Source organism: Pseudomonas sp. BIOMIG1BAC (genome assembly GCF_001705995.2).
Classification (GTDB): domain Bacteria; phylum Pseudomonadota; class Gammaproteobacteria; order Pseudomonadales; family Pseudomonadaceae; genus Aquipseudomonas; species Aquipseudomonas sessilinigenes.
Genome location: NZ_CP049045.1, coordinates 5,662,019 through 5,676,075 on the forward strand (window position 1 = coordinate 5,662,019; position 14,057 = coordinate 5,676,075).

The window sequence follows — 14,057 nt, forward strand, 5'->3', positions numbered from 1 at the left end:
AGCCCGCTAACCGGCTTCTCTGTTGTTCGTCACTTGGCCTTTTTACAGTAAGGACACCAAGTGCCCCATTCATCACGTACTGAACGCTCTCTTCCTATTCGCACCGGCGGTTGGGGCCTGGTTTGTTTGCTGGGCCTGGCGTACCTGGGCCCGGCCCAGGGCGACGACTTGCAACCCGGCCAGGAAGCCCTGCGCCTGCAACAGCAGCAACAACAGAACCTGCAACAGCTGCAATTGGAACAGCGCCAGCGACAGATGCAACGGGGCAGCTTCAGCGGTACCAAGACCGAGGCCGGCGTGCCCGAACAAACCGCCAGCGACAGCCGTTGCTGGCCGTTGAGCGGTACACGCATCGGTGGCGTCAGCCTGTTCGACAAGAGCCGCGTCAATGCCTTCATCAAGCCGTACGTGGCGCCGTGCATGGGGGTCAACCAGATCAACCAGTTGCTGGCCGCCCTCACCCGCCTCTATGTGGAGGCCGGCTACATCGCCAGCCGCCCCTACCTGGCCAGCGCTCCGGCCACCGGGCACAGCCTGGATATCCTGATCGAGGAAGGCTACGTCGAGGCCATCGAACTGGCCGACCAGAGCCTGCCAGTGTCGTTGCGCGGGGCGTTCCCGGGAGTGCTCGGCAAACCCCTGAACCTGCGGGACCTGGAACAGGGGCTGGACCAGTTGAATCGCCTGCGTTCGCTGGACCTGACTGCCGATATCGCCCCGGGCAGCCAACCTGGCGCTTCGCGGATCATCCTGCGCTCACGCAGCAGCGCTGCGCGCTGGGGCCTGGGACTTGGCCTGGACAACCTCGGCAGCGCCGGCACCGGGCGCGACCGCCAGTCATTGAACTTCAACCTCGACAGCCCCTTGCAGCTCAACGATGCGCTGAACCTGAACTACAGCGACACCCTCAACCAGGGGCCGCGCTACAGCCGCAGCAGCAGCCTGTTCTACTCCGTGCCCTATGGCTACTGGACCTACAGCCTGTTCGCCAGCCATGCCGAGTACCGCTCGCCGCTCAAGCTGGCCCGCACCACCCTCTACAACAGCGGCCGTACCGACATGGTCAGCGCCCGTGCCGACCGGGTGCTGTGGCGCGGCCAGGGCCACCAGCTCAGCGCCAACCTGCAACTGGCCTACAAGGACGTCGACAGCTACCTGCAAAAAGCCCATCTGCAGATCCAGAGCCCGACCCTGACCGTGGCCGAGACCGGGCTCAACCTGTTCTGGCTCAACAGCGCGGTCTGGAACCTGGACGTCAACTATGCCCAGGGCTTGACCTGGTTCGGTGCCGACCGCGACTCGCAACAAGTACAACGCAACCTGCCCAAGGCACAGTTCCACAAGTACCGCGCCAGCCTCAGCCAATGGCGCAACGGACAACTGGGCGGCCAACGCTGGCAATGGCAGAGCCAACTCTCGGCGCAGTACAGCCCGGACCCGCTGCCAGCGATCGAGCAACTCCTGGCCACCGACGATTCGGCGGTGCGCGGTTACCGAGTCAACAGTGTCTCCGGGGCCATCGGCGCGGTGTGGCGCAACACCCTGCGCCTGCCCCTGGACAGCGACCTGCCGGTGAAACTCACCCCACGCCTGGCCCTGGACAACGGCTGGATCAAGGCCGACCACGGCGCCCAGAGCCGACACCTCGCCGGTGCCAGCGTGGGCTTGAACCTGGCCTGGAAAAAACTGCAGCTGGACCTCGACTACCAACGCAGCCTGCAAACGCCGCAGGGCCTGCGAACGGAGCCGGAAACCTGGCTGGCCAGGATCAGCCTGCAGATCTGACCAACCGCCGATTTAGCCTGAATCAATCGATGAACCTGAGCCCCATGGGCCGTTGACCACAGAAAGCAACGCCCGGCTCACCTACTTAGAACGAGGTTCTCATGCCTGACAACACTCACAGGTTCCACCTTTCGCCCCAGGGCACCTTGCGCTGGACCATCGCCAGCCTGCTGCTGGTCTCCCACCTGCCTTTGGCCCTGGCCGGCGGCATCACCGTGGTCGAGGGCCCGGGTGGCGTGCCGATCCTGCAAGACCAGGGTGGCGTACCCATCGTCAACATCGTCGCCCCCAATTCCGGCGGCCTGTCCCATAACCAGTTCCTGGACTACAACGTCGGCCAGCAAGGCGTAGTGCTCAACAACAACAGCGATGTGTTGCACCAGGCAGCTTCGCAACTGGCTGGCCAGGTGGCGGCCAACCCGCAGTTCCAGGGCCAGGCGGCCAGCGTGATCCTCAACGAAGTGATCAGCCGCAATGCCTCGCAGCTCAACGGTATCCAGGAAATCGCCGGTACCGCCGCCGATTTCGTGTTGGCCAACCCCAACGGCATTTCGGTCAACGGTGGCAGCTTCCTCAACACCCCCAACGCCAGCCTGGTGGTGGGCCGTCCGGAACTCGAGGACGGCAAGCTGCAAGGGCTCAACACCCGCGACGCACGGGGCCAACTGGACATCCAGGGCGGTGGCCTGCGCAACGACAAAGGCTCGATCAACCTGATCGCCCCCCGTATCGACAGCCGCGGTGAGCTCAAGGCCCAGGATCAGTTGAACCTGACCGTAGGGCGTAACCAACTCGATGCCAAAGGCCAGGTACGCCAGGTCGACCCGGCCGGCCACACCCAGGAGCAGCGCATCGACGCCAGCCTGTTCGGAGCCATGCGCGCCGGGCGGATCAATATCGTCAGCACCGCCGAAGGCGCCGGGGTACGCGTTGGCGCGGTACAGATCGACGGTCACGATGGCATCAAGCTGAGCTCCGCTGGCGACCTGGACATCCGTGGCCAGGCCGTGGCCAACAGCCTCGACGCCAACCGGGCCGACCTGCGCAGCCAGGGCGATATCGACCTGCATGGCGGCCGCGACCTGGACCTGGCCGCCACCGACGTCAGCGGACGCAACGTCAAGCTCGACGCCGGGCGCAACCTGACCCTGAGCAGCATCGAAAGCCGCAAGCTCCAGGAAAAACGCCAGCAGTGGGACAACAGCACCATCGGCATTACCTGGGAAACCTACGACCGCACCGAGACCAGCAGCGACAGCCGCCAGCACGGCAACAAGGTGGTGGCGCAACACAACGCGCAATTGAACTCGGGGGCCGACACTCGGCTGCAAGCCAGCAGCATCGAGGCCGGCAATAGCCTGTCCGCCAACAGTGGTGGCGACCTGCAACTGACCGCCGCCACCGAGACCCACACCCAGCGCGACCAGGGCCAGCACCGCAAGCACCTGTGGAAGGAAACCTGGGACACCGCCAGCAGCGACCAGCGCAGCATCACCAGCCAGCTCAAGAGCGGCAACCAGTTGCAACTCGACAGCAAGCAGAAGCTACGCCTGGAAGGCGCTGAACTGCACAGCAAGGGCGATATCCAACTGGCGGCCAAAGACGTGGATATCACCAGCGCCAGCCGCCATAGCAGCAGTAGCGAGCAACGCTACTCCGGCGACCTGGTGGGCGGGGGCTTCTTCGGCAAGAACGCCGATGGCGACCAGGGCAAGACCCAGAACCAGGGCAGCAAGGTCAATGCCGAGGGCAAGCTGATCGTGCAGGCCGACAACGTGCGCATCAGCGGCAGCCAGGCCCGGGGCGGCACCCAGGCCAGCGTTATCAGCGACGACGGTTCGCTGACCATCGACGGCGTGCAGGACACCAGCCACAGCAATAGCCACAACAAGGACAGCAAGTTCTTCGGCATCGCCAAGGACGAGAGCAGCCAGCAGAACAAGGCCAGCACCACCGTCGGCAGCCAAGTGCGCTCGGACAGCAACCTCAAGCTGCAAAGCGCCAAGGACCTGGTCGTCAGTGGTTCCCAGGTCAGCGCCAAGGGTCAGCTGGACGCCAGCGCGAAGGGCTCGGTCAAGGTGACAGCGGCCGAGGATACCCAGCACACCAGCAGCAGCTCGCAACAGCGCGGTTTCGACGCCTACGCCAAGCAGACCGCACCCGGCAGCGGCCAGTACCGGGCCGGCGTGCGCTACCAGGACCAGCAGCGCAACGACAGCAGCGACAGCACCCGGCAACAGGCGTCCAGCCTTAGCGGCACCAGCCTGGCGGTCAGTGCCGGCGAGGACGTGAGCATCCAGGGCAGCAAAGTGGCGGCCACCGCGGGCGATGCCAGCCTGAGCGGCAAGAACGTCGAGCTGCTGGCAGCGCACGACAAACAGGACAAGCACAGCGACAGCACCACCACTGGTGGCGGCTTCTACTACACCGGCGGCCTGGATCGGGCCGGCAACGGCGTGGAGGTAGCCCATAACAGCAGCCAGGACAGCAGCAGCAAGAGCACCGCACAAACCAGCAACATCGCCGCCAGCGGCAACCTGACCATCAGCGCCGGCAATCGCCTGAGCACCGAGGGTGTCCAGGTCAAGGCCGGCGACAAGCTGCAAGTCAGCGCCGGGCAAATCGACAACCGCGCCGCACACAACAGCGAAAGCAGCCACCACCAGGAGAACAACTGGGCGGTGGATGTCGGCGCCAACGTCGAGTACAAGGGCGTGGCCCGGCCCATCGAGAAGGCCGTCCAGGGCGTGGCCCAGCGCAAGTTCCACCAACCTGGGGTGCTCGACGCCCTGGAACAGCCCAACATCGGGCTGGACGTGGATGTCAGCCACCAGAACCGCCAACTCGACACCAGCGCCAGCACCGCAGTGGTCAGCCAACTGAGCGGTGGCCAGGTCCAGGTCAAGGCCGACGGCCAACTGCAGGACCAGGGCACCCAGTACCGCGCCACCGACGGCGCGGTGAAGATCGATGCCGGCAGCCTGGTGGCCAGCGCCGCCAAGGACACCCACAGCAGCAGCGAGCAGGCGGTGGACGCCAAGGTCGGCGTACGGGTCTACACCAACACCGGTGAAGACCTGAACATCCGCGGCAGCGGCGCCGGTGGCAGCAGCACCGTCACCAGCAGCACCGAGAAAGCCCAGGTGGGCAGCTATGCCGGCAGCCAGGGCGTGGAAATCAAGCTCACCGGCGACGCCAGCTTCGAGGGCAGTCAGTTCAATGGCGGCCAGGGCGACGTAAAGATCAAGGCCGGCGGCGAACTGGCGTTGAACCAGGCCACTGACAAGCAGGACAGCAGCAACTCCAGCCTGCGGGGCGATGCCTCGCTGAGCCTGGGCACCCTGCCCGGCAGCAGCGGCACCAACCTCAACGTCGGCGCCGGGCTCCAGCTGGACCACAAGCGCCTGGACCAACAGGACAGCCAGGCGCAGGTCGCCAGCATCCAGGGCCAGGGCAAGGTGCAGCTCGAAAGTGGCGGCAACCTGACCCTGCAAGGCACCCAGATCGGCAACGCCGCGCGCCCCACCGGGGATATCAGCCTCAATGCCGGTGGCAAGCTCGACCTGCAAGCCGCGACCAATACCCACGCCAGCCAGGGCAGCAATCTGGGCGGTGGCCTCACCGCCGGTGGTGGCAAGTCCAGCAGCGAGCAGAGCAGCGGCAAGAACGCCAATCTGAGCGCCAACTTCAACATCGGCCGGGTCTCCGAGCAGGACCAGGACCAGCGTGGCGGCCAGCTCTACAGCCAGGGCCAGGTCACGCTCGCCAGCGGCGCCAGCGGTGATGCTGCGATCCACCTGCAAGGCACCCGGGTCGATGCCGGCAAGGTGGTACTCGATGCCGCCCAGGGCGGTATCCACCAGGAGTCGGCGCAGGCAACCCAGGTCCATAACAACTGGGGCCTGACCCTGGGCGCCGGGGCCAACCTGAGCCAGACCACCCCGACCGACGCCGAGCAGGGCTCGGCGAAGAACGCCCACGGGATCAACGCCCGGGCCAAGATCGACGTCGACCGGCGCCAGAACAGTACCCAGCACGACAGCCTGATCAAGGCCGACCAGGTTGTGCTCGCCAGTGCCGGCAACGTGCAGCTGGCCGGTGCGCACATCGACGCACAGCGGGTCGACGGAGCGATTGGCGGTGACTTGAGCATCGAAAGCCGCCAGGACCAGGTGCGTTCCACCCAGGTCAACATCGACGCCAAGCTGGACGCGGAGAAGAACCAGCCTGGCCTGGTGAGCAAGCTGGCCAAACCCGCCGGTCCGCTCAAGGACGATCTGCAGGCCAAGGCCGAGAAGAGCTTCGGCAAGCACCGGGAAAAACTCGAGAACGCCGTCGACAAGGGCGTGGACAAGCTCGGCTCGGCCAAGGACAGCCTGGTCAGCCAGGCCGACAACGCCAAGGAACGCCTGGGCGAGAAGCTCAGCCGCAGCGCCAGCTACGACGTCAACCCCGAGCCTCGTGGCGCCATCGGCAACAGCGTGGACAAGGCCAAGGGCTATCTCGCCGACAAGGCCGACGCGCTGGGCAATCGCTTCTCCAGCCTGAAGGACCGCTTCTGGCCCAAGACCAGCGACAGCTACTCGGTCAGCGAGAAGACCACCACTGGCGCCAGCGTGGCCAACACCACGGAAAACGTGCTGTTCGGCGACAAGAGCGGCAACACCTCCTACACCCCGACCTTGAACCTGAACCTCAGTCACCAGGCCAAGGACAGCGTGCAGCAGGCCTCGGGCATCAGTGGCCGGCAGGGCGTCAATCTGTCGGTGAGCGGTGAAACCAAGCTGACCGGAGCACGCATCGGCGCCAGCGACGGACGTGTCGACCTCGGCGGCTCGCGAGTCACCAGCACCGCCCTGGCCGGCTCGGACTACCGCGTCGACGTCGGGGTCAACCTGTCCAAGTCGCCAGTCAACCTGGCCCTGGGCAGTGGCAACGAACTGACCCGCAAGCAGGACGACGCCACCCAGAAGGACCAGGTGTTCAACCTGGGCCCGCTGCGTGTCGGCGGCCACAGTGACAGCCAACTGCTGCAGGCCGGTATCGACCAGAAAGCACCTTGAAACATCGGCCGCCTCCTCCCGGGGGCGGCCTTTGCCCCTCGCCTCCCCGACAGGGGCTTCCTCTGCGTGCCACCTGACTGTAATACCTCCCCTTATTCGCTGTAGGACCGTTCTCGAATTCGCTCCACGGTCTTTTTCGCCACGCCTTCCCCAAGACAGCTGGGCTACTGTTCGAACTTTCCACTCATCGACAGGAGGTCCGTATGCGCTCTGTACTCATCATTGACGACCACCCTGTCATACGCCTGGCCATCCGCTTTCTCCTGGAACACGAGGGGTATGCGGTCATCGGTGAAACCGACAACGGCGTCGATGCCCTGCAAATGGTCCGCGAGCACGAACCGGACCTGATCATCCTCGACATCTGCATTCCCAAGCTCGATGGCCTAGAGTTGCTCGAACGTTTTGGCAGCATGCCCCGGCCTGTGCGAACCCTGGTCCTGACCGCTCAGTCCGCCGCCTTGTTCGCCAATCGCTGCATGCGTGCCGGCGCCAGCGGCTTCGTCTGCAAGCAGCAAGACCTGAGCGAGCTGCTGAGCGCCATCAAGGCGATCCACAGCGGCTATAACTACTTTCCCAGCCAGGCCATGCAGGCCAGCCGCACTGCCCTTGGCGCTCCCCTGGAGCTGGCACAGTTCAACTCCCTGAGCGACCGGGAATTGATGGTCATGCAGCTTTTCGCCATGGGACAAACCAACCAACAGATAGCCACGGGGATGTTCTTGAGCAACAAGACCGTCAGCACCTACAAGAAGCGCATCATGCAGAAACTGGCCGCTGCCTCCATGAACACCCTGGTGAATATGGCCAAGCGCCACGAACTGATATGAAATCTCCCTGCCTGCCACCCTGCCCTGTTGATGAACCACGGCAATGATCGACTTCCTGCTGCAACACCCCGCACTGATTGCAATGACCACGTTGCTACTGGCGGCCTTGCTGGGCCAGGCCTGGTTGTATCGGCAACTTCGCCAAGGCACCCGATTGCTGCAGGCAACGTTGCGCACGAGCCAGGCCCTGCAAGCCGACAAGCAACAGGCCGAAGAGGCCAGCCGGATAAAAAGCCGCTTCCTGGGCAACATCGGTCATGAAATACGCACACCGCTCAACGCCCTCATCGGCTTGCTGGAGCTGGTGCTGCAGCGCACCCAGGCCCAGGACCCGAACCGCTCCTCCATCGAGCTGGCACTTGGGGCGGCCGGGGACCTGCGGGAGTTGCTGGCCGACCTGCTGGATGTAACCCGGATCGAATCCGGGCAAATGTCACTGGCACCGGATTGGACTCGCCTGCGCGATTGCGTCGATTCGGTGATGAGCATCTTCCTGATCTTGGCTCGCCAGAAGCACCTGGAGCTGAACCTTGAGTACCAGGTCCCGGACCCCGAGCCCCTGGTCCTGATCGACGCCCTGCGCTTCAAGCAGGTGCTATCGAACCTGTTGAGCAACGCCATCAAGTTCACCCATCGGGGCGAGGTCCGGGTCAGGCTGCAGCTGGTGCCCGGCAAGCACCCGGAGCACTTCAGGCTGCGCCTGCAGGTGCTGGACACAGGCATCGGCATTGCCGAATCACAGCGCCAGCGTGTGCTGTTGCAGCCTTTCGCCCAATCCACGCCTGACGGTCAGTCGGCCCGGGACAGCACCGGGCTCGGCCTGCCCATCAGCCATCACCTGTGCCAGAAGATGGGGGGCAGCCTGACCCTGCACGGGCGCAACGGCCCCGGTAGCGAAGCGCGCGTCAGGCTACCGCTGACCGGTCGCACGCTGCCTGTCCCGGCCAAGGAGGAAGCCGTACTGCCCTCCACCAGCCAGCCACTGGATATCCTGCTGGCGGACGATCACCCCGCGAGCCTGGTGCTGCTACGTGGGCAGTTGGAATACCTCGGGCACCGGGTCACCAGTGCCGCGGACGGGTTGCAGGCCTACCAGCAGTGGAAATCCGGGGACTTCGACTTGCTGATCGTCGACTGCAACATGCCCGTGATGAACGGCTATGAACTGGCCGAGGCCATACGCCAGGATGAAGCCCTGGAGCGGAGACCTGCGATCACCCTGATCGGCTATAGCGCCAGCAACGACCCGCAGACAGTCCAGCGTTGCCTGGATACCGGCATGCACGACTGCCTGTTCAAGCCCCTCAGCATTGGTTTGCTGAGCCATAAGCTGGCCATGCTCGATCCACAGCCCCGGGCAGACTGTTTCAACATGGCAGCCTTGCGCACCCTGACCCGTGGCGAACCGCGATTTGCCCTGCGCCTGCTCAAGGAGTTGCTGCAGTGCTGTCATGACGACCGCCGCCTGCTGGTCCGGATCAGCCCCGACAATCTCCAGGAACTGCGCCCACTGGCCCACAAGATCAAGGGCTCGGCACTGATGGCCGGAGCCGACGCGTTACATGAATGTTGCGAGGCCCTCGAGCTGGCGTGCCTGGGAGGCGCTGGAGCCGAACTGATCGGCAACGCTGTGGATGAGCTGGACCTGGAGCTGGTGCGGTTCACCCAATCCCTGCATCGACATCTTGAGCGTCATCGACAAGCGACTGCCGAATCGCCCTAAGCCATGGGCCTCACCACACCCGCCGTTGCCACCCGAAAGCCTGGCAAGCGCGACTAAAAAACGTCTCTTGCCAGACAAATATCAAAAAGCCACTATCCTCTCCCCCGCGCCCTCATCTGCGAATGAGTGAACGCCATCAACTTCCAAGCAAGATCGCAGCAGGAATGCCTGCCTTAACTATGCTTGGTTCCTGAGTCATGCCTGATGTGCCTTTGGAGAGAACTGGAATGCCGAGCACGCCATTGCCCGCACAACGCCGTCTCCCCCTCCATATTCATATCAGTGCGATGTTCACCCTGTTGCTGCTCCTGACCGGAGTGGTGCTGGGCATCTACAACTATCAGGCCACCACAAGCATCATTCTCGGCAGCAGCGAAAAACTGTTCCAACGCATAGAACAGGACGTACGCAGCGACCTGAGATCCACCTACGAACCCATCCGCCATGTGCTGAGCCTGTTGGCGACCAGGTCGGCGACCCAGGCACCGAACCTGGAGCAGCGGCTGGAGTTGCTCCAGCCATTCAGCCAGTCCCTGTTGGACAATTCCGACCTGGCATCGCTGTACCTGGGGTACGCCAACGGTGACTTCTTCATGGTGCGGCCGTTGCGCAATAGTGAGATCAAGGACAAGCGCCAGGCTCCCGCCAACAGTGCCTATGAGGTATGGAGCATCGAGCGCAACGCCAGTACTGGCCAGGTCAAGTCGCAATCGTTGTTCTATGACGCAAACCTGGTGCTGCTCGGGCGCCTGGATCACCCCGACGAGCGCTACGATCCCCGGACCCGGGACTGGTTCGCCAATGCCCGAGGCAATGCCGACCAGATCACCACCCGGCCGTATGTTTTCTATTCCACGCTGAATGTCGGCACCACCCTGGCCCGCAGCAGCGGCAAGATGGCAGTGATCGCCGCCGACCTGACCCTGGAGCAACTGTCTTCGACCCTGGCCAAGCACCGCGTCACCGCCACCACCGAAGTGGCCTTGCTGGACGACCTGGGCAACGTCGTGGCCTACCCCGAGAGCCACAGATTGCTGGTGGAACAGCGCTCCGCCCGCCTGATCAAGGCCAGTGACCTGAACCCGGTGCTCAACGCCCTGTTTCAAGGCCAGACCGTGGACGGCCATCTGCAAGTCCAGGGTCGCAACTGGATAGTTGCCAGCAGCCATATCGCCGAAGGCGGACCCGGCGGCCTGCAACTGGACCTGCTGGTACCCGAGGACGAGTTGCTGGCCGATGCCTACCGCTTGCGCTGGCAAGGTGCGCTGATCACCCTGACGACCCTGTTGCTGTGCCTGCCCCTGGGCTGGCTGATATCACGCATCCTGGTCCGTCCGTTGCGTAACCTGGTGCAGGAAGCCGATGCCATCCGCAGCTTCGACTTCCACTACCCGGCATCACGCCGCTCTCCGGTCCTGGAAGTGGATCAACTGAGCGTATCCATGACCCGAATGAAGAGCACCCTGGCCAGCTTCTTCGAGATCAACGCCAGCCTGTCCTCGCAAACCCGTTTCGATCCCCTGCTGCAACGAGTGCTGTTCGAGACGGTGAAGATCGCCCAGGCCCAGGCCGGGCTGATCTATCTCTGTGAAAGCAAGGGCACGCGCCTGGAACCCCATGGCCTGATCATCGACGGGCAACCCCAGGACCTCTCGCCCTTCGATATCGCCACCCAGGACCTGGCCGACCCGCATAACCCAGCCTGGCTGCAACAACTGGCGAACAACGACAACGTGGTCACCACCCTGGGCTTCGAGCAGGCCGGCAACCTGCAACGTATCCTGCTGGCCCTGGACAGCCCCAGCGCCCACCTGGTGGGCGTGCGCTTGCGCAACCGGCACAACGAGACGGTGGGCATGCTCCTGCTGTTCCTGGTAGACAGCGGCAGCGAGGCCGACATGGACAAGCTCGGCCCGGACCGCATCGCCTTCATCCAGGCGGTATCAGCCACCGCCGCACTGTGTATCGAAAGCCAGCGCCTGCAGAACAAACAGAAGCAACTGCTGGACGCCTTCATCCAGTTGCTGGCCGGTGCCATCGACGCCAAGAGCCCCTATACCGGCGGCCATTGCCAGCGGGTGCCGGCGCTGATGCTGATGCTGGCCGAAGCTGCCGCTGCCAGCCAGGAGCCCGGATTCGCCGCCTACCAGCCCAGCGAGGACGACTGGGAGGCCTTGCATGTCGCGTCCTGGCTACACGACTGCGGCAAGGTAACCACCCCCGAGTACGTGGTGGACAAAGCCACCAAGCTGGAAACCCTGAACGATCGTATCCATGAGATTCGCACCCGCTTCGAGGTGCTCAAGCGCGATGTCTGGATCGACTACTGGAAGGCACTGGCCCAAGGTGCCGAAGAGGTGCCCCAGGCCAGCGAACGCGATGCACGCCTGCAACAACTGGACGAGGAATTCGCCTTCGTCGCCCGCTGCAACCTCGGTGCCGAGTTCATGGCCGAGGCCGACCAGCAGCGACTGCAACGCATCGCCCAACGGACCTGGAGCCGGACCCTGGACAACCGCCTGGGCGTGTCCTGGGCAGAAAGCCAGCGCCTGGAGCGCACGCCCGCCCCCGAACTGCCAGTGGATGAACCGCTGCTGGCCGACCGCCCCGACCACCTGCTGGAACGTGACAGCACGGAGATCCTCGCGGCGGACAATCCCTGGGGCTTCAAGCTGCAGATGCCGCTCCACAAGTACAACCGTGGCGAGCTGTACAACCTGAGCATTCCCCGGGGCACCCTCACCGCCGAGGAGCGCTATGTGATCAATCACCACATCGTGCAGACCATCATCATGCTCGAGCACCTGCCCTTCCCGAGCCACCTGCAGAACGTGGCGGAAATCGCCGGTGGCCATCACGAGAAAATGGACGGCAGCGGTTATCCGCGACAGCTCAAGCGCGAGCAGATGAGCCTGCCGGCCCGCATGATGGCCATCGCCGACATCTTCGAAGCCCTGACCGCCGCAGACCGACCCTACAAGAAGGGCAAGACCCTGAGCGAAGCGCTGGGCATCATGGCCATGATGTGCCGCGATGCCCATATCGATCCGCAACTGTTCCAGCTGTTCATCCAGCAGCGGATCTACCAGCAGTACGCCGAGCGCTTCCTGACGCCGCAGCAGATCGACCCGGTGGACCAGGCGGCCTTGCTGAGCAAGGCCGGACTGGGCCACTGAAGGCTCAGCAGTCGCTGGCGTCCAGGAAGATCTGCGCCAGGCGCTCGATGCCTGCCTGGTCTTCTGCCCCAAAGCGCGCCAGCTTCGGGCTGTCCAGGTCGAGCACACCGATCAGTCGGCCCTCCTTGACCAGCGGTACCACCAGTTCACTGTTGGACGCGCTGTCACAAGCGATATGCCCGGCAAACGCGTGCACATCTTCCACTCGCTGGGTTTGCAAGGTGGCCGCCGCGGTACCACACACACCGCGCCCGAAAGGAATGCGCACACAGGCGATCTGGCCCTGGAACGGGCCCAGTACCAGCTCCTGGTTGCGATTGAGGTAGAACCCGGCCCAGTTCAAGTCCTCGAGCTGGCTGAACAGGAATGCCGAGAATTGCGCCGCGTTGGCGATGAAGTCGCGCTCATCGGCCAGCAGCGCTTGCAACTGGGCGCACAGCAACCCATAGCCGTCCAGGCCCTGTCCGGTCCCTTGTAAATCGATCATGCGTTTTGCTCCAACAACTGCAAGCCCACCCAGTAGCGGGCAAATTGATAGGCACAGCGGCCATTGCGGTTACCACGGCCGGTGGCCCAGCGTACCGCGAGAATGTCCAGCGCCTCGTCGCGCTGCCACTTCAGGCCGGCCTTGCCTGCCAGCTCGCCGATCCAGTGCTCGACCACATTGAGGAAGTGCTCCTGGGTAAAGGGGTAGAACGACAACCACAGGCCGAAGCGGTCCGACAGGGCGATCTTGTCTTCCACCGCTTCGCTGGGGTGCAGTTCGCCATCGACGCGCTTCCAGTTCTCGTTATCGCTCTCCTTTTCCGGTACAAGGTGCCGGCGGTTCGAGGTGGCGTAGAGCAGGACGTTCTCCGGGGCCTGCTCCAGGGAGCCATCGAGCACGCTCTTGAGCACCCGATAGTCGCCCTCGCCCGACTCGAAGGACAGGTCGTCGCAAAACAGCACGAAACGCTGGGGCAGCTTGACCAGTTGCTCCACCACTCGCGGCAGGTCCGCCAGGTGGTCGCGCTCGATCTCGATCAGGCGCAGGCCGCTCTTGGCGTGCTCGGCCAGCAGCGCCCGCACCAGGGAGGACTTGCCAGTGCCACGCGAGCCCCAGAGCAGGGCATGGTTGGCCGGCAGGCCGTCGAGGAACTGCTGGGTATTGCGCGCCAGCTGTTCACGCTGCTTGTCGACCCCGATCAGGTCGCTCAGGCGCATGTCCAGGCTGACCTCCAGTGGCAGTAGAAAACCGCTGCGGCCTTCGCGTTGCCAGCGAGCAGCCAGGCACTGGCTCCAGTCGATAGACTGGCGCGGGGTTGGCAACAGGGGTTCGATCCGGGCCAGAACCGCATCGGCGCGTTCAAGAAATGCAATCAATCGAGCATCCACGACTTTTCCTCAGGCACGTTCAAGGTAATGATGCGGCACACAGACGAAACGCAGTCCTGATCGAGGGGTCTATCGCCTTATCAGCTGCTGCCAGGCCAAGCCGGCA

The 14,057-nt window shown here is 64.0% G+C and carries 7 protein-coding genes; 5 read left to right on the forward strand and 2 right to left on the reverse strand.

Annotated elements, in window-relative coordinates; translation table 11 throughout:
• Positions 1-60 precede the first annotated feature (60 nt).
• The 5 genes from ATY02_RS26075 to ATY02_RS26095 all read left to right on the forward strand — a co-directional run bounded on the left by ATY02_RS26075 (position 61) and on the right by ATY02_RS26095 (position 12,577).
• On the forward strand, positions 61-1,785 hold the full coding sequence (locus tag ATY02_RS26075) for a ShlB/FhaC/HecB family hemolysin secretion/activation protein (RefSeq protein WP_068581615.1): 1,725 nt from the start codon (positions 61-63) through the stop codon (positions 1,783-1,785).
• 101 nt (positions 1,786-1,886) lie between these two features.
• Positions 1,887-6,848 carry a hemagglutinin repeat-containing protein gene (locus tag ATY02_RS26080; RefSeq protein WP_068581618.1) on the forward strand — a complete coding sequence of 1,654 codons (4,962 nt, stop codon included), beginning with the start codon at positions 1,887-1,889 and terminating at the stop codon, positions 6,846-6,848.
• Positions 6,849-7,051: 203 nt separating this feature from the next.
• Entirely contained in the window at positions 7,052-7,678 is a 627-nt protein-coding gene (locus ATY02_RS26085; RefSeq protein WP_068581620.1) for a response regulator transcription factor, read from the forward strand.
• A gap of 43 nt (positions 7,679-7,721) precedes the next feature.
• Entirely contained in the window at positions 7,722-9,401 is a 1,680-nt protein-coding gene (locus tag ATY02_RS26090) for a response regulator (protein ID WP_068581623.1), read from the forward strand.
• 227 nt (positions 9,402-9,628) lie between these two features.
• The gene (locus tag ATY02_RS26095; RefSeq protein ID WP_068581626.1) at positions 9,629-12,577 is read left to right on the forward strand and encodes an HD domain-containing phosphohydrolase; all 2,949 of its coding nucleotides are present in this window, start codon (positions 9,629-9,631) and stop codon (positions 12,575-12,577) included.
• Between the two features lie 4 nt (positions 12,578-12,581).
• Here the strand turns inward: ATY02_RS26095 and ATY02_RS26100 are convergent, their stop codons facing one another.
• Both ATY02_RS26100 and ATY02_RS26105 read right to left on the reverse strand, forming a co-directional pair.
• Positions 12,582-13,064: a GAF domain-containing protein gene (locus tag ATY02_RS26100; RefSeq protein ID WP_068581628.1), complete on the reverse strand. Its 483-nt coding sequence runs from the start codon at positions 13,062-13,064 to the stop codon at positions 12,582-12,584.
• Positions 13,061-13,951, reverse strand: a complete 891-nt coding sequence (locus tag ATY02_RS26105; protein ID WP_068581631.1) for an ATP-binding protein — start codon at positions 13,949-13,951, stop codon at positions 13,061-13,063. Before ATY02_RS26105 ends, ATY02_RS26100 begins: the two co-directional genes overlap by 4 nt.
• Positions 13,952-14,057: the final 106 nt, after the last annotated feature.